The following is a 15,861-nucleotide window of genomic DNA, read 5'->3' as shown; positions in this document are numbered from 1 at the left end:
TGGAAGGGCGAAGGCAGGGGAACCTTCGCCCTTCCCCCTTGGGACGATCGACTGGAGCGGGGCGCTAGGGGGAAAAGCCCCGCTCCGGATCGTCGGCGCTGTCAGCCGATCAGTTGGCCGGCGGCGGCGGCGCCTGGTCGGCGCCACGGCCCGGACCACGATCATGTCCGCGACCCGGACCACGCATCGCCTGGCGGGCGGCCTTCATTTCCTCGGCCGTGACCTTGCCATCCTTGTTGGCGTCGGCCTTGTCGAACATGGCGAGCGGGCCAGCCATAAATTCGGCCTTGGTCATGGTGCCGTCCTTGTCGGCATCACCGAAGCCGGGGCCCCGGTGCATCATGCCGCGGCCGGGACCGCCATGGCCACGCCCGCCCCAGCGCTTGCCGTCGGGGCCGCCGGGCTTGCCGGCTTGCGGGCCGCGATCGGCGCGCGGCTGATGACCGGCCTGATATTCGGCCTTGCTGATCTGGCCATTCTTGTCGGTGTCGAGCGCGGCGAAGCGTTCGTCCAGACGCTGCTGGCGGCGGATGTCACGATCCTCCTTGGTCAGCTTGCCATCCTTGTTGGCGTCGAGCTGGGCGAACCGGGCTTCAAGCGAGGCGGTCAGTTCCGCCTTGGTGATGGTGCCGTCCTTGTTGGCGTCGGCCATCATCATCGGGCCACCGCGCATGCCGCGCGGCCCCGGACCACCATCCTGCGCGAAAGCGAGGTGCGACGCCGCCAGACCGCCGACGAACAGCGAACCAACCGCGACGGTGGTGAAGAATTTGCGGAGCATTGGGTCTTTCCTTCCAAGTTCAGTCGTGGATGGCGTGTCGACCATCCTTGACGTCGCTTATCGGCAAGACTTGTCCCGCAACTTTGTCATGTCACCCAATAGTTTGTCGCAATTTGTATCGGGAGTCTTTGTTTGAGAACCGCACCGGCCCGCACCCCCACCCGGCCTCCCACAGTATATCCTGGATGGGAGGTCGGGTGGGGGCGCGGGCCGGTGCCGCGCTAAATCAAAGACCGTCGCGGCGACCCAGTAGGCGCAGGCGGAGCGCATTCAATTTGATGAAGCCCGCCGCGTCGCGCTGGTCATAGGCGCCGGCGTCGTCCTCGAAGGTCACGACCTTCTCGCTGTAGAGCGTGTAGGGCGACTTGCGGCCGACGACATAGACGCCGCCCTTGTAGAGCTTGAGGCGGACCGTGCCGGTCACCTTTTCCTGGCTGTGATCGATTGCGGCCTGGAGCATCTCGCGCTCGGGCGAGAACCAGAAGCCGTTATAGATCAGCTCGGCATATTTGGGGGCTAGCTCATCCTTGAGGTGCGCAGCGCCACGGTCGAGCGTGATCTGCTCGATGCCGCGATGGGCGAGGTGATAGATGGTGCCGCCCGGCGTTTCATACATGCCGCGCGACTTCATGCCCACGAAGCGGTTCTCGACCAGGTCGAGACGGCCGATGCCATGCTTGCGGCCATATTCGTTGAGGGTTTCGAGCAGGGTCGCGGGCGACATGGCGATGCCGTTGATCGCGACGCCGTCACCACGCTCGAAATCGACCGTGATATATTCGGGCGCGTCGGGCGCGTCTTCCGGGTTCACCGTGCGCGAATAGACGAAGTCGGGGGTTTCCTCCCACGGATCCTCCAGCACCTTACCCTCGGACGAGGTGTGCAGCATGTTCGCGTCGGTCGAGAAGGGGCTTTCGCCACGCTTGTCGCGCGGGATCGGGATCTGGTGCTGTTCGGCGAATTCGATCAGCTTGGTGCGGCTGGTCAGATCCCACTCGCGCCAGGGCGCGATCACCTTGATGTCGGGCTGCAGGGCGTAATAGCCCAGCTCGAAACGGACCTGGTCATTGCCCTTGCCGGTCGCGCCATGGCTGACGGCGTCGGCGCCCAGCTTCTTGGCGATCTCGATCTGGCGCTTGGCGATCAACGGACGGGCGATCGAGGTGCCGAGCAAATAGAGGCCTTCATAGAGCGCATTGCCGCGCATCATCGGGAAGACATAATCCTTCACGAATTCCTCGCGCAGGTCGTCGATGAAGATATGCTCTTCCTTGACGCCCATCAGGCGGGCCTTGGCACGGGCGGGTTCCAGTTCCTCGCCCTGGCCGAGATCGGCGGTGAAGGTGACGACTTCGCACTGATAGGTCTGCTGCAGCCATTTCAGGATCACGCTGGTGTCGAGGCCGCCCGAAAAGGCGAGGACGATACGATTGATCTTGTCGGACATGGTGGGCGACTCTTCTGCAGGCCAATAATGGCGTGGGATATAGACCGCGCGCCGGTAACAGGCGGGACGGGCAAGCGCAACAGCTCGGGGGTGCCTGTTGGAAGCTGCGGGCCTTAACTTCCCATATTTCCCGCAGATTTTGACATAATCTTGCTGGATGCTGATCCTATCGGAAAGGGCGATGTCCTCCCCTGCCCCGCACTTCTATCAGGAAGACATGGTTGTAGGACAGGCAAGACAAAGGGGACGATGGCGGGCCACCGTCCCCTTCTCCTTCAACGCGGAGCGCCGATCAGCTGGTGCGCGGCTTGAACAGGCCCGGGCGGGCGCGGTCGCTGCCGAAGCGATAGACGGTCTGGCTGCGATCGGTCGCCGCGGCGCTGGCCGGGGTTGCCACCGGTGCGGCGCGGGCGACCGGATCGGCCGTGCGGAGCGCCTGCCGCTGGGCGAGCAGGAAATGGGCGCGGCGACGGCGGTTGCGCTGGGTCAGGAAGGGATTGTCGCGGCTGGGAGCAGCGGCGACCATCGCGTCAACATCGCTGGTGGGTGCCGTCGTGGCGGCCAGCGGCGTGCGCACGGCAATCGGAGCAGCAGCCGGAGCAGCGGGTGCCAGCGGCATCGGTGCCGGGGCCGGACCAGCCTCGATCGGCGCGATCGCTTCACGCTCGGCTTCGACACGCTGACGGCGGCGTCGAACGATGGCGGTGGCGCCAAGGCCGACCAGCAGCAATGAACCACCACCCAGCGCCAGCAGCAGCGCCGGATCGATGAGGGCCGAAGGCTGTTCGGCCGGCGCGGCAGCCGGGGCCGGTTCGGCAACCGGGGTGACGGCGGCGGGTTCCGGAGCCGGCGTTGCGGCCGGGGCTACGGGTGCCGGCGCTTCGGTACGTTCAGCCGCGACCGGGGTCGGAGCAGGTGCCGGGGTAGGTTCAGAAGCAGGTTCAGACTGGCGGACTTCCGCGCGGCGCGGCGCCGGCGCGGCCGGGGCAGCGCGGCTTTCCTGCGCGGCGGGCGCTTCAGCCTGCGGCTCCGGGGTCGGCGGTGTCTGTTGCACGACCGGCTGGCTGGGCGCGAAGACCGGCGCCGCCGGGGTAGCAGCCGGTGTGGCAGGCGCTGCGGGTGCGGACTCTGCCGCCGGCGCCGCAGGAGCGATGTCGACCGGCGCGGTCGGCGCCGTTGCGGGCGCGGCCGGCGGGGGCGTCATCACCTCTTGCGCGAACAGGGGCGTTGCGGACAATGCCAGGACAGCGGCGATCGCGGCCGAGGCGGGACGGATGGATCGAATATTCTTGGTCATAGCGATAGATCAACCGCCGACCATCTCCATTGGCCTCAAACATATCGTCAAATGCGGGACGATCTGTTTTTCAATATCGATGAATTGAAAAACGCCTCCTAAACATGAACGGATGTTCATTCCGAATATGAACAACAGATTTATATCATGACTTCACAGCATCAGATATCGTCGCCGGACTCTTCCTTGCGCTCAAGACGTGCACCATCCAGTAGAGCCGTCTTTCGACGTTCTTCTTGCTGGTCGGCAAGTTTCTGTGCCTTGGTCCGGCCGAACTTGGCGCGATTGCTGTCTGCCGCCTGCGCCTTGTCGGCCCGATCCCTGGCCTTGCGCGCCAGACGAAAATTAATGACGTTGCTCATCTTCCATCCTTGGTCCTATGGGGAATAGTGCCACAAAGATCCGGGGCAGCACCAGTCGCCTTCGGCCCGGCCATACAGGAAAATCATGCCCAGCATCCATGACGTCGCCGCCCTCGCCAAAGTCTCGATCAAGACGGTGTCCCGCGTTGTCAACAAGGCGCCGAATGTCAGCGACGAACTGCGCGAGCGGGTGAACGCGGCGATCGAGCAGCTGGGATATCGCCCCAACCAGTCGGCGCGGCGGCTGGCCGGTGGCCGGTCCTTCATGATCGCCTATCTCTATAGCAACCCTGCCCCCGCCTATACCGGCGGCATCCAGTCGGGCGCGGCGGCGCGCTGCCGCGACCTTGGCTATCATCTGGTGGTGGAGCCGATTTCCGACGGTGGCGAGGAGCGGATCGAAGTGCTGGACCGGCTGGTCGCGGCGCTGCGCCCGGACGGCGTGTTCCTGGTGCCGCCGCTGTCCGACGATGCGCTGCTGCTTGACCGACTGGCGGAAATGAACCTGCCCTGCGCGCGGATCGCCGGCACGGCGGACGCATCCAGGGGTGGCATCAACATGCCGACCCCCGAACATGCCGCCGGGCGGATGGTGGCCGATCATCTGGCGTCATTGGGCCATAAGCGGATCGCGGTGATCACCCCGCCCCCGACCCACAAGGCGGCGCTGCAGCGCGTCGAGGGCTTTCGCGAGGGGATGGCGGCGGCCGGCCTGCCGATCGACGACAGCCTGTTCATGCAGGGCAGTTTCGATTTCGCGTCCGGCATCGCCTGCGCGGAAGCGCTGTTGCAGCGGGACGACCGGCCGACCGCGATCTTTGCGACCAACGATCCGATGGCGCTGGGCGTGCTGACGCTGGCGCATGACCTGGGCCTGCGCGTGCCCGAGGACCTGTCGGTGGCCGGGTTCGACGATACGCCCGCGAGCCGTACCAGTTGGCCGCCGCTGACCACGGTGCGCCAGCCGCTGGACCATATGGGCCGCGCCGCGATCGACGCGCTGATCAACGGTCCGGGCGAACCGCCGCGCTTCACCTTCTCGCTGGTCGCGCGCGGCAGCACGGGAGCGGCGACACCGTAAAACGAAGGCAAGGCCCGGCATTGCCAGCGAAAAATCCGTCCGCCCCGGCGCAGGGAACCGAAAGCGGCGCGGGCCGTCATGCTCATTCGCGCCCCTATCCCCTATCGTTCATGCGCGCCCTGACGTCGGCGGACCGGATGCCCTATCACCTGACCAAGGCGGTGCCCCAGTACGCTGTGGACTGCGGCGCCCGGCGGACGATCCGCGACAATATCCTGTGGCAATATCGGGGCGATGCCCCGACGATTATCCTTCGAAAGTCCTGACGCTGTGGACCAGGGGCGATTTCACTTACAGTTCGGGCAAGCGACTGAACACCATATTGCTCCCCCCTATTCGCAGGTCGATCCATCCGGCTTGACGCGCGGCAGATGGAGCGGACCTACTGGACCCGCGAGTTTGGCCAGGTGCGCTGGGAAGAGTGGAAGCGGGACGATTATACCCGGTCGCGGGACGGCAAGTCGGCATCGGAAATGGCGGAAAGCTTCTTCGACGACATAGCCGGGCGCGGGCTTCCGCATCCTGGCGAGGAATTTCGCGGTGTCGCCCGTCAGCCGGTCGATATGCTGGCGATCCACGCCCGGCGCGGGAACGATCTGCACCGGCGGCCCCATCAGGGCCGGCAGCGGCGCGGGAAAATGATGGGACGAGGGTTCGCCCTTCATGTCCCAGCCGCCATTTGTCGCGGCATTGAGCGCGGCCTCCAGCGTGGCCGTGCGCGCCTCGTCACCACGATTGAGGCTGATCGCGCGGCGCAGGAAAACGGCATAGCGCGGATCGGCCGCCGCATTGGCGCGCGCCAGCAGCATGTCGGCCCCAATATCGCCATGGCCGCTGCGCTGTATCTGTCCGACCAACGGATAGAAAAGCGCATGGTCATCCGGCAGGTCGATGATTTCCGGTGCGAGTGCAGCAAGCAGCGTCTTGTCGTTAAGGGCGCAGGCGGCCGTGACCTTCATCCGCAACAGCGCGGGATTGACCTCCTCCAGTTCCACCGAGGTCGCCAGCGCGTAGACATCATGCCAGCGCACATCCAGGCAGAGTGCGCGACAGCTTTCGATGATCCGGTCAATTGCCGCCGCATTCTCCACCCTATCCATCGCCCGGCCTTGCCCCTTTCGTCAGATCGGACATGCGGCGCGCGGGGGCGCCATGTCCAGCAAGACGGCATATTGCCGCTTGCAGCGCTTCGGACAATCCCCCGTGTTCACGTCGGCAAGTCACAAGATCGCAGCGTCATCCAATTGAAATGCCTTGGTCATCAAACTGACCGCAGCGCCCGCTAAGCGGCCGGTCGCATGAGCGAGCATCCTTCTGAACAGGCGCTGCGGGCGCCGCGGCGGCTATGGACCGGCTGGGCCGGGCTGCTGGCGCAGGTCGAGCGGATGACGCGGCGTTCCGACAGCGAGGATCTGTTGCACGATGCCTATGTCCGCATGGCGGCCCGGCCCGAACGGCCCGACAATGAGGAAGCCTTTCTGGTCCGCGCGGCGGTCAACCGGGCGAGGGACAGCTATCGGCGGGAAAAGGTGCGCGGGCCGGCGAGCGGCGAGGATGCGCTGGCATTGCTGCGCGACGGCGCGCCGTTGCAGGACGAGGCGCTGATGGCGCAGGCGCGGCTGCGACGGGTGTCGGAAGGGATCGACAGGCTGCCGCCACGCACCCGCGAGGTGTTCCTGCTGCAGCGGATCGACAATCTCAAATATCGCGAAATTGCCGAACGGCTGGACATCAGCCAGAGCGCGGTCGAGAAGCATATGGCCAGGGCAATGAGCTTCCTTGGCGAATGGACGAAGGATTGGTGAGCCCCGACATGCCCGGTGAGCGCCCCATGGCCCGGACCGCCGCCGAGTGGATTGCAAGGCTGAATGCGGACGAACGGACGGTGGACGACGAGCAGGCCTTTCGCGCCTGGATCGCCGCCGACCCTGCGCATGCGGCCGATTTCGAGCGGGCGACCGATATCTGGGCGCTGGTGCCCGGCACCGACGCGGCGGTGCGCCCTGCACCGGCATCCGCACGCCCCCTGTCGCGCCGACGGATGATGGCGGCCTGCGCCGGCACTTTGGTGGTGGGCGGCGGTGGCATGGCGATCATGCAGACGGCAATGGCGGGCACCCGCTATCGCACCGCCATCGGCGAGCAGCGACGGCTGACCCTGCCGGAAGGATCAGCGCTATTCCTGGATACCGATACCGATGTCCGCGTGCTGGCGAGCGCCAGCCGGCGGCGGCTGTGGCTGGAACGCGGGCGCGTCGCGCTGACGGTGAAGCCATCCGCCGTGCCCTTTGCGATCGATGCCGGCCGGGGACGTTTCGTCGCCGGTAGCGGCCGGTTCGATGTGCGGCGCGACAGCGATGACCGACTGGCGATGACGGCGCTGGCGGGACAGGCCGATGTCGCGGTCGCCGGCGGGCAACGCAGCCTGTCGGCCGGGCAGCGCATCCGCACCGATGCCGCCAATGTCGTGCAGCTCGATCGGCCCGATGTCGAAACCACCCAGGCCTGGCTGAGCGGGCGGGCGGCCTTTCATGACGACCGGCTGGATGCGGTGGCGGCGGAGGCCAATCGCTACAGCCTGACCCGGCTGGTGATCGCCGATCCTGCCACCGCCGCGCTGCGGGTGAGCGGCATGTACCGGATGGGCGACAATGTCGCGCTGGGCCAGGCGCTGTCGCAATTGCTGTCCGTGCCCGTCCGCCAGGTGGACGACCGGGTGCTGCTGGGCGGCTGAAAAAAAATGGCCGATGCCGGGGTGGGGTAAAATCCCGCTGGCGCGTCGGGGAGGCGCGGCGCCTTCTGCCGCTGTCCACGGGGGATGATCGTGACCGTTTCTTCTTCGCGCACTTTGCGCCGCTCTCTGGTGCTGGGCGCCGCTCTTGCCGCCTTCTGCGCGGTTCCGGCCCAGGCGCAGCAGCGCCAGGCGACCGTCCAGATCGCCGCGCAGCCGCTGGGGACCGCGCTGGAAGCGCTGGCCCGCCAGACCGGCACCGACATCTTGTTCGCGCCGCAGCTGGTGGCCGGGATGAGCGGCCCGTCGCTAAGCGGCCGGATGGACGCCATGGCGGCGGTCGAACGGCTGATCCAGGGCAAGCCGCTGGCGGTACGGCGGCAGGGCAATGGCGCGCTGCTGATCGTGGCGGCGCCGGCTGAGCCGCAGGAGACGGTCGCGGTGGGTGGCGCCGAAGTCGCGCCCGACATCATCGTCACCGGCTATGCCGCCAGCCTGTCCGGCGCGCTGGCCGAAAAGCGCAAGGCGACCAACGTCGTCGACGTGGTGAAGGCCGAGGATATCGGCAAATTCCCCGCCCAGAACATCGCCGAAGCGCTGCAGCGCGTGCCCGGCGTGTCGATCGTGCGTGATCGCGGCGAGGGCGTGTTCGTCCGCATCCGCGGCCTGGGCGCCAATTTCCAGGTCGTTACGCTCAATGGCCGCTCGGCCGCGGTGAACGAGAATGTGCGCGACAGCGGCCAGAGCGGGCGCCAGTTCCGCTTCGACACGCTGCCATCCGAACTCATGTCGGCGGTGGAAGTCATCAAGAGCCCGCGCGCGGACCTGGCCGAAGGTGGCATCGGCGGCATCGTCAATTTGCAGACCTTCCGCCCGATCGACCTCAAGAAGCCGGTGCTGGCGCTGTCCGCCACTGCCAGTTCGCCGCGCCTGGCCGACACGGTCGATCCGCGCCTGTCGGGCATGGCCAGCTGGGTCAATGACGAGGGCACGTTCGGCGCGCTGATCGCGGCGGTCTATGACGAGCGCACCACGCGGCAGGACCGCGTCACCGGCGTCGGCTGGGCCGACGGGCGGATCGATGCGGATGGCGACGGCACGTTGGACAGCGACACCATATTGGTGCCGACCAGCACGCGCCCGACGCTGGAGCGCGAGAATCGCGACCGCATCGGCCTCAATGGCGCGATCCAGTGGAAGCCCGACGACCGGTTCGAGCTGAATGTCGACGGCCTGTGGAGCCGGCTCAACATTGATTATTACGAGCTGACCTATTCGACCGATTTTTCCGCGACCACGCCGGGCGCGATCGTGCCGGGCACGGCGGTGATCGAAAATGGCGTGCTGACTGCCGCGACCGTCAACACATCGACCCAGATCGGGCGCGAGACGTCGCGGCTGGAATATGAGAATTGGCTGATCGGCGCGAACGCCAAATGGTCCGCCAATGGCTGGACGCTGGCTGCCGATGCGAGCCTGGGCCGGGCCTATTCCAATACGCCCACGCCCATCTATCGCACCCGCCTGCTCGGCAGCGTGGGCCAGGTCGCGTTCGACTATGGCAAGGTGGGCGAGCGCTTGCCGAACCTGGAGTTCCTGACCGCCGACCTGACGCAATCGACCACCTTGCCCGGTCGCCGGATCGAATATCGCGTCAATGACTCGCTCGATCGCCAGCGGGCCGCGACCTTCGACGTGACGCGCGAGCTGAGCGGCGTGGTGCAGGCGCTGCGCTTCGGCGCCAAATATGAAAAGCGCGACCGGACCTATAACCGTCGCGACATCAACTTCACCAGCGGCATCGCCGGCCAGCGCTTCGACGACAGCTATTTCGAGGCCTTCCCGGTCGATGATTTCCTGAGCGGCGTGGGCGGCAATCTGCCCACCAGCTGGGTCATGCCCGATCCCGACCGTTTCTGGGACGCGGCGACCGGCAAGGAGGCGCTGCTGGACGCGCCACTGACCCGTGGCGACCGGCGCAACAGCTATGCCATCGATGAACGGATCATCGGCGGCTATGGCATGGCGGAGTTCAGCCTGCCGCTGGGCGGTATGACCATCCGGGGCGACGCAGGCCTGCGCTACGCCCATACCCGCCAGACATCGTCGGGCTATGCCGACAATGGCAGCGCGGCGCTGCCGGTCAGCTACGAGCGCAATTACGGGAATTTTCTTCCCTCGCTCAACCTGGTCGCGGAGTTCACGTCGAACCTGCAGATGCATCTGGCCGCGTCCAAGGTCATCACCCGGCCGTCGCTGGCCGACCTGGCGCCGCGCCTGACGATCAATTCCAACCCGACCGTGCTGACGGCGGTGGGCGGCAATCCCGAACTGCGACCGTTCGAAGCCTGGCAATATGACGGCACGGTCGAATGGTATTTCGCGCCGGGTAGCGCGCTGATCGGTGGTGCCTTCTACAAGGACATCACGACCTTCGTCTTCCAGCAGACCCGCAATTTCGACCTGGACGGCCAGATCTATCGCCTGACCGCGCCGCAAAATGGCGGCAATGCCTATGTCGCGGGGATCGAGATCGCCTATCAGCAACTGTTCAAGATGCTGCCGGCGCCGTTCGATGGCCTGGGTTTCCAGGCCAATTACACCCATACCAAGAGCAAGGGCACCTATGCCCTGTCCGACGGCACCACCTTCCGCGACGACCTGACCGACGTGGCCGGCGACAGCTTCAACCTGACCGCCTTCTACGAAAAGGGGCCGGTCGGCGCGCGGGCCAGCTATAGCTGGCGCGGCAAGGTGCTGCGCGATGTCGGCGGTGCGGGGCTGGCCGCCAATAACGACGCGGCGTTCGGCAGCCTGGACTTCGACATTTCCTACAAGGTCACGCCCAATGTCACATTCGTGGTGCAGGGCATCAACGTGGCCGGCGGCGTCCAGTGGCAATATGTCCGGGACGATCGCTTCGCGGGCTACACCGATTATGGGACCACGCTGATGGCCGGCGTGCGCGCCCGTTTCTGAACGGAAGGACGGCAATGACGATGCGATCGATCGGGATCATGCTGGCGGCGGGCGCAATGCTCGCCGCCGCTCCGGCGCAGGCCCAGGACAAGGCAAAGGATGGGGCCGCGCCGCAGCGGGCGCGCAACATCATCCTGTTCCTGGGCGACGCCGGCGGCGTGCCGACGCTGAACGCTGCGGGCATCATGGCGCATGACCGGCCGCAGTCGCTGTTCATCCAGTCCATGCCCCATGTCGGCCTGTCCGACACGTCGGCACTCGACAATTGGGTGACGGATTCGGCGGCGGGCATGAGCGCGATCATGACCGGGCACAAGACCAACAGCGGCATGATCTCCGCGTTGCCGGCGGCCGATGGCGCGATCACCCCGGTCAAGAGCTTCCTGGAATATGCCGAGCAGCGCGGCCTTTCCACCGGCGTCGTCACCAACATGCCGATCTGGGATGCGACCCCGGCGGCCTGCTTCGCCCATGTCGCCACGCGCAAGGACAAGGACCAGATTTTCCGCCAGATGCTGGCGCCCCGCTTCGGCAATGGCGTCGACATATTGATCGGCAAGGGGCAGGCCGATGCGGTCGCGTCCTTCGCCAAGGACGGCACCACGCCCCAAGCGGCCTTCGCCAGGGCGGGCTATCGGTTCGGGGACGATCCGGCACTGGTGAAGGATAGCGGCCGGGCGGCGGTGCTGCGCGATGCCGATTATGCCCCTATCCCGGCGGTCGAGGCGACGATCGGCCAGCTTGCCCGCAATCCCAAGGGCTATTTCCTGATGGTCGAATGGGACATGCACACCGACAAGCCGGAAAATGGCCTGAAGCATGTGATCGAGATGGACGAGATGATCCGCCGGGTGAGCGCGATCGCGGGCAAGGATACGCTGATCCTGTTCACCGCCGACCATAGTTTCGGCCTGCGCATGACCAGCGGCAAGCGCGAAGCGCCGATGGCCCAGCAATATGCAGCCGCCGCCGCCAAGCCGGGGGCAACGGTCGCCAGCAATGCGATCATCGGCGTCGAGGACAATCACACCGGCGAGGAAGTGATCGCCGCCGCCGCCGGGCCGGGCGCCGATCAGGTCCATGGCTTCTTCGCCAACACCCGCCTGTTCGACGTGATGCTGAAGGCGATGGGCTGGACGAAGGAGGATTGAAGGCCGCAGCGGCGCCCGCCCCGATCCTGCGGATCAAGCTGCGGTGCCGCTGATATGTCGGGGATGACGGACTGGAGCGGGTAGCGGGGATCGGCCGCTAACATACATGCTCGTTAAATCGCGCCGATAGACTTCGCCGGTTCTCACTGGACAGAAGCTAAGACGCGCAATATTCGCTCCACGGAATGATCTGTGGAGCAATTTTCGGGATATGCCTCAGCTTAAAGAAACGCTCGATATCTTGAAAAGGCTATCGCGAGAGTTTTCCATTCCATTATTTTCGGCGGTTGCATGGGTATTGTGGGTAACATATACCGATCCTTCAGAGCGAAACATCACCAAAATAATTGAGTCCTTCGGCAAGGCCTTATTTTTTGTTTTTTTCCTAACTGGCAATTTCAACCGTGTAGCCAAGCAGAGAAAGACGGAAAACAGCTTCTCACTGCTTGAAGGGAAAATGATTGCTCTCACTATGGATGTGGAGTCTGCGACACGAAGATTGATGTTTGTGGCGACCGGGGGAAATTCGTTCGCCTATTTTGAACTGCTAACAGTCGGCGGAAGTGCAGCGCCCTCTTTTCCCATTTTGGTTATTCATCGGGGAGAGTTTCCCTTGGCTAACCTGGGCGCTCGGATGATCGACATGAATACATACCATACTAATTTGGAAGCAGGTACACCGTTCGCGTCGGACACAAACATCAGGATTGGCGACTTGTCTCCTGAAATAGCATTGGCCATTGAGCCCATGGCGTCCCCAGCCGTCCCGGCCCAAGATTGGAATGTTCAATTTACAGCGCGAAACGGAGTTTGGATGCAGAAAATCCGAGCGCGGATGGTCGGCGATACCTGGCTCATCGCGACTGTAGTATACGACAAGGATGGCGAAACCATTCGCCTAACGAACGTTGCTCCCGGCTTTCCGGCAATAGGGGAACAAGCGTTCGACGATGCCCCACGCGAATATGTCGTTTATCCTAATAATAGCTCAGACGGACACTAGCCTTCCAAGCTCTGCAAAATCTAGCAATTCCGGGCCTTCACGTGTAAAACGGCAAAAATTATGCCTGTTTACTGGCAAACACTTAGCCTTGGCATGTAAACTTATTCGGCCTTCCGAAGATCAGATCCGACGATAATGAGCCCTGACGGGACCGTAAGCGTGACAAGGCGACCTTGCACCAACACCCCCGAGCGACTAATCGGATCGCTATGGCATTGCAGTACTATCCCAAAGAAGGCGAAATCCTCGTTTGCGATTATACAGGGTTCTCTGCACCGGAAATGACGAAATCACGCCCGGTGATTATTGTCTCACCCAGACTGCGCAGACGCTCCGATCTTGTCACTGTTGTTCCTCTAAGTACCACTGCGCCACAGACGATCGAGGATTATCATTTCAGGATTGAACTAGCCGTGCCATTGCCGCCACCCTTTGGCGCCCCCGAGATGTGGGCAAAATGCGATATGATTTCCACTGTCGCCCTCACGAGGCTTGATCGATTCAAAAGCGTGAGGCGTCCGCATGGCGGCGCTCGGACCTGGCTAAGTGGCCAACTCACAAAGCCGCAGATTTTAGCAGTGAAGCGATCGCTGCTTTGTGGGCTTGGGTTATCTTCATTGACCGTTCACCTCTGATTACCTATATGCAGCCCGTCCCCGCTCTGCGAAAGCATCGGGCTTGGAGACTGCCCCGAAAGGTGCAGCCGGTCCCACGCTCGCGATAACAAGCTTGTGGGATCGTAGAGTGTTCGGAAGACCCTGGCGTAACAGCCGGGGTCTTCTCGTTTCATATCTGTCGATCGGTCAGGGTCGCCCTTTCGTGCTTCCCCTTATTGTTGGGTTTGGTGATCAGGGATAGCTTAGGCTGACCTCAGTGCCGATGACTACGACTCCCTTTCGAAAGTGCAGCGCTGGGGTCACCCCCTGGTTCGTCGTCATATTCCGCTTCCTAAGCAGGGACGGAATCCCTACCCCAAGCTGTCCCGCGATTCGGATTAGACTGCCCGGTCGCTGGACACCCCATCCGTGAAATGAGCGCTGTCATCTAGCGGATGGGGTAAACCAAGTATCGCGATGAAGATCGTCGGCGCGGCTCAGCGATACGCGGGCTGAGCGGTTGTCTGCGGCGGTATCCGAGATCCGTCCCATTAGGCATTCGCACTGATTGATCGTCGCCGTCAGGCAATTACAACAGCGATCGATCTCAACATTACCACAGAATTTGGAGTGCCGCGGCCAACCTTGGGAGGGTGGAGTGTTCAGCGAATGGCGAGATTGGGATTCTGATCCGTTATGGCCGATCGACTGTCTGATCGGCGCTATCGCTGTCCTCGCCGGTGCTGCCCTCCTTTTCCTCTACAGTCCTTCCCCGGACGGCGTTGACGACAGCCACGCCACCCAACACGATGTAGCGGATGGCATCTAGAGCTAGGCCCACCTTGCCGAGCCCGCGCGGTGATCTTGCCCAGCCCCATCACCGCACCTGCACAGTCATTGGCTCTTGCCTATCCATGATCGTGCCCGATCGATGAATCTTCATGGTCGACGAAACGCCATCGGCTTTTGTGGGTTGTCAGCTGGTGTCAGGCTTGAGTTCCAGTGCTAGCCCACCCCCCTTTTCCTCTTGCCGAAAGAAGGCTAACCAACGTTTTTTTCAAAGCCATTGAGGCGGAGACCGTCTGTGAAGATAGAATATAATTTTCAAGATAAAAACGGAAATTCTATTGAAATAGACAAATCCACTGAACTTGGATCTTCATCAATAGAATTTAATGACAAGAATTCGTCGTTAACTGTTGGAAAAAACTGTAACATTTCATCTTCAAGATTTGCACTTGGCACTAAATCTACATTAAAGATTGGTGATAGGTGTAATTTTGGTGGAACCATAATAGTAGGCGCATATTCTAGCGTCACAATAGGAAATGATTTATCTGTTACAAAAAATATGTTCATAAGGGCGGTTGAAGCAACTACTGTCGTAATCGGAAATGACTGCCTGATCGCAACGGATGTTGTATTAAGAACGACCGATGGCCATCCAATATATGATAGAAAAACACGAGAAAGATTGAACAAATCAAAAGATATTAATATTGGAGATCATGTGTGGCTTGCTGATCAATCTACCATTTTGAAAGGTGTAACTATTGGCAAGGCGTCGGTCATAGGAATTAAAAGTTTGGTTACAAAGGATATTCCAAATAACTGTGTCGCTGTTGGTATACCAGCAAGAGTTGTTCGGAAGGAAATTGTTTGGGAGCATGGCCCAGGCCATTTTTCCGAGGAATTTTATTAAGGTCAAGTCGATCAACCGGAAAGGTGTAGCAAAATTTATCCACCGGCTCGGCCAGCACCGTGTGTGAACGGTCATCTCACCGCGCCCGGTTGGATGTGGCAAGGCATATGCGCCGCTATCTCGACATGGGCGAGCATGCCAAAGCCTAGCGGTTTGCCCACCATCTGCCCCACGAAGAGAAATGGCGATGAAGCGCCAACTGCTCACCCTTGAGTTTTGGCTGGCAAGTTGGGCGCTGCGCTACTCGATAGGACTAACCCTCATAGGGCAGATCCGCGCCACAGCCGCTGTTGCGATCTGGGCCGCAATTCGTGCATTGTCACAGGTTGCGAGGCTCTGGACACAACCCGATAAAGCGAGGCAGGCCATGAGGCACAGCGTCAACCGCTTCATGATTGCGGATCCTGAGCAGGAGGGTTGGCGGGTGGTGCGTTGGCGAGGCTCTGACCCATGCGATCAAGGCTTCGCTGCTGCCAGCGCTCCTTAATGGCATTGATGATCGCCATCAGGATCGCGGCCCATGCCGAGGCCTCGCCTGCGCTGTTGTCGCGGATCGCGAGGCCCATCAACACCATGACGCCAATCGAGATGATGCCGAGCAGCACGATCTCGGAGAAGTGGTCATTGGGAGCGGTCATCGCGCCCACTCCCCGGTCTTCTTCTGCAGCCAGGTCAGGAAGTCGCCCACGGTCGCCCCCTTCAAGATCGAAGGGTTGGCCTTGGTTGCCGCC

The 15,861-nt window shown here is 62.7% G+C and carries 15 protein-coding genes; 9 read left to right on the top strand and 6 right to left on the bottom strand.

Translation table 11 applies throughout. The features are described 5' to 3' along the window. Window positions 1-109: 109 nt before the first annotated feature. The 4 genes from HH800_RS01970 to HH800_RS01955 form a co-directional block, all read right to left on the bottom strand. Window positions 110-781, bottom strand: a complete 672-nt coding sequence (locus HH800_RS01970) for an EF-hand domain-containing protein (protein ID WP_169860032.1) — start codon at window positions 779-781, stop codon at window positions 110-112. A 226-nt stretch (window positions 782-1,007) separates the two neighbouring features. After that, window positions 1,008-2,228 (bottom strand): argininosuccinate synthase, encoded by a 1,221-nt coding sequence (locus HH800_RS01965; protein ID WP_037507659.1) that lies wholly within the window; start codon window positions 2,226-2,228, stop codon window positions 1,008-1,010. Between the two features lie 292 nt (window positions 2,229-2,520). Continuing rightward, the gene (locus HH800_RS01960; protein ID WP_169859716.1) at window positions 2,521-3,525 is read right to left on the bottom strand and encodes a hypothetical protein; all 1,005 of its coding nucleotides are present in this window, start codon (window positions 3,523-3,525) and stop codon (window positions 2,521-2,523) included. Window positions 3,526-3,686: 161 nt separating this feature from the next. Further along, on the bottom strand, window positions 3,687-3,887 hold the full coding sequence (locus tag HH800_RS01955) for a DUF4169 family protein (RefSeq protein WP_169860031.1): 201 nt from the start codon (window positions 3,885-3,887) through the stop codon (window positions 3,687-3,689). A gap of 85 nt (window positions 3,888-3,972) precedes the next feature. Between HH800_RS01955 and HH800_RS01950 the strand changes: the two genes are divergently transcribed. Both HH800_RS01950 and HH800_RS28970 read left to right on the top strand, forming a co-directional pair. Continuing rightward, the gene (locus HH800_RS01950) at window positions 3,973-4,968 is read left to right on the top strand and encodes a LacI family DNA-binding transcriptional regulator (protein ID WP_004208225.1); all 996 of its coding nucleotides are present in this window, start codon (window positions 3,973-3,975) and stop codon (window positions 4,966-4,968) included. A gap of 110 nt (window positions 4,969-5,078) precedes the next feature. Then, complete coding sequence (locus HH800_RS28970; protein ID WP_235682003.1) at window positions 5,079-5,234, top strand: hypothetical protein; 156 nt, start codon at window positions 5,079-5,081, stop codon at window positions 5,232-5,234. Window positions 5,235-5,300: 66 nt separating this feature from the next. On the opposite strand, the gene HH800_RS01940 is transcribed toward HH800_RS28970, so the two are convergent. Further along, entirely contained in the window at window positions 5,301-6,068 is a 768-nt protein-coding gene (locus HH800_RS01940; protein ID WP_235682002.1) for a hypothetical protein, read from the bottom strand. 198 nt (window positions 6,069-6,266) lie between these two features. Between HH800_RS01940 and HH800_RS01935 the strand changes: the two genes are divergently transcribed. From HH800_RS01935 to HH800_RS01905, 7 genes are all read left to right on the top strand, one after another. Then, entirely contained in the window at window positions 6,267-6,773 is a 507-nt protein-coding gene (locus HH800_RS01935; RefSeq protein ID WP_097384324.1) for an RNA polymerase sigma factor, read from the top strand. Further along, on the top strand, window positions 6,755-7,702 hold the full coding sequence (locus HH800_RS01930) for a FecR family protein (protein ID WP_235682001.1): 948 nt from the start codon (window positions 6,755-6,757) through the stop codon (window positions 7,700-7,702). The genes HH800_RS01935 and HH800_RS01930 overlap by 19 nt, the downstream gene beginning before the upstream one ends. 84 nt (window positions 7,703-7,786) lie before the next feature. Next, window positions 7,787-10,678: a TonB-dependent receptor gene (locus HH800_RS01925; RefSeq protein WP_169860030.1), complete on the top strand. Its 2,892-nt coding sequence runs from the start codon at window positions 7,787-7,789 to the stop codon at window positions 10,676-10,678. A gap of 14 nt (window positions 10,679-10,692) precedes the next feature. Next, on the top strand, window positions 10,693-11,829 hold the full coding sequence (locus HH800_RS01920; RefSeq protein WP_169860029.1) for an alkaline phosphatase: 1,137 nt from the start codon (window positions 10,693-10,695) through the stop codon (window positions 11,827-11,829). Window positions 11,830-12,040: 211 nt separating this feature from the next. Next, window positions 12,041-12,832, top strand: coding sequence for a hypothetical protein (locus tag HH800_RS01915; RefSeq protein WP_169860028.1), 792 nt, complete (start codon window positions 12,041-12,043; stop codon window positions 12,830-12,832). A gap of 209 nt (window positions 12,833-13,041) precedes the next feature. Beyond that, a complete protein-coding gene (locus tag HH800_RS01910; RefSeq protein WP_169860027.1) occupies window positions 13,042-13,467 on the top strand; it encodes a type II toxin-antitoxin system PemK/MazF family toxin in 426 nt (141 codons plus the stop codon). A gap of 1,045 nt (window positions 13,468-14,512) precedes the next feature. Continuing rightward, on the top strand, window positions 14,513-15,130 hold the full coding sequence (locus tag HH800_RS01905; RefSeq protein WP_169860026.1) for an acyltransferase: 618 nt from the start codon (window positions 14,513-14,515) through the stop codon (window positions 15,128-15,130). 389 nt (window positions 15,131-15,519) lie between these two features. Here the strand turns inward: HH800_RS01905 and HH800_RS01900 are convergent, their stop codons facing one another. Further along, a complete protein-coding gene (locus HH800_RS01900) occupies window positions 15,520-15,768 on the bottom strand; it encodes a hypothetical protein (RefSeq protein ID WP_169860025.1) in 249 nt (82 codons plus the stop codon). Window positions 15,769-15,861 lie beyond the last annotated feature (93 nt).

Source organism: Sphingobium yanoikuyae (assembly GCF_013001025.1).
GTDB classification, from domain to species: Bacteria; Pseudomonadota; Alphaproteobacteria; order Sphingomonadales; family Sphingomonadaceae; genus Sphingobium; species Sphingobium yanoikuyae_A.
Note: the sequence above shows the minus strand (reverse complement) of the source record. Positions and strands in the feature narration are given on the sequence as shown.

What these genes read in the sequence shown, in the direction of transcription:
- HH800_RS01970 (WP_169860032.1), bottom strand. Translation starts at nt 781, where the DNA reads ATGCTCCGCAAATTCTTCACCACCGTCGCGGTTGGTTCGCTGTTCGTC.
- HH800_RS01965 (WP_037507659.1), bottom strand. Translation starts at nt 2,228, where the DNA reads ATGTCCGACAAGATCAATCGTATCGTCCTCGCCTTTTCGGGCGGCCTC.
- HH800_RS01960 (WP_169859716.1), bottom strand. Translation starts at nt 3,525, where the DNA reads ATGACCAAGAATATTCGATCCATCCGTCCCGCCTCGGCCGCGATCGCC.
- HH800_RS01955 (WP_169860031.1), bottom strand. Translation starts at nt 3,887, where the DNA reads ATGAGCAACGTCATTAATTTTCGTCTGGCGCGCAAGGCCAGGGATCGG.
- HH800_RS01950 (WP_004208225.1), top strand. Translation starts at nt 3,973, where the DNA reads ATGCCCAGCATCCATGACGTCGCCGCCCTCGCCAAAGTCTCGATCAAG.
- HH800_RS28970 (WP_235682003.1), top strand. Translation starts at nt 5,079, where the DNA reads ATGCGCGCCCTGACGTCGGCGGACCGGATGCCCTATCACCTGACCAAG.
- HH800_RS01940 (WP_235682002.1), bottom strand. Translation starts at nt 6,068, where the DNA reads ATGGATAGGGTGGAGAATGCGGCGGCAATTGACCGGATCATCGAAAGC.
- HH800_RS01935 (WP_097384324.1), top strand. Translation starts at nt 6,267, where the DNA reads ATGAGCGAGCATCCTTCTGAACAGGCGCTGCGGGCGCCGCGGCGGCTA.
- HH800_RS01930 (WP_235682001.1), top strand. Translation starts at nt 6,755, where the DNA reads ATGGACGAAGGATTGGTGAGCCCCGACATGCCCGGTGAGCGCCCCATG.
- HH800_RS01925 (WP_169860030.1), top strand. Translation starts at nt 7,787, where the DNA reads ATGATCGTGACCGTTTCTTCTTCGCGCACTTTGCGCCGCTCTCTGGTG.
- HH800_RS01920 (WP_169860029.1), top strand. Translation starts at nt 10,693, where the DNA reads ATGACGATGCGATCGATCGGGATCATGCTGGCGGCGGGCGCAATGCTC.
- HH800_RS01915 (WP_169860028.1), top strand. Translation starts at nt 12,041, where the DNA reads ATGCCTCAGCTTAAAGAAACGCTCGATATCTTGAAAAGGCTATCGCGA.
- HH800_RS01910 (WP_169860027.1), top strand. Translation starts at nt 13,042, where the DNA reads ATGGCATTGCAGTACTATCCCAAAGAAGGCGAAATCCTCGTTTGCGAT.
- HH800_RS01900 (WP_169860025.1), bottom strand. Translation starts at nt 15,768, where the DNA reads ATGACCGCTCCCAATGACCACTTCTCCGAGATCGTGCTGCTCGGCATC.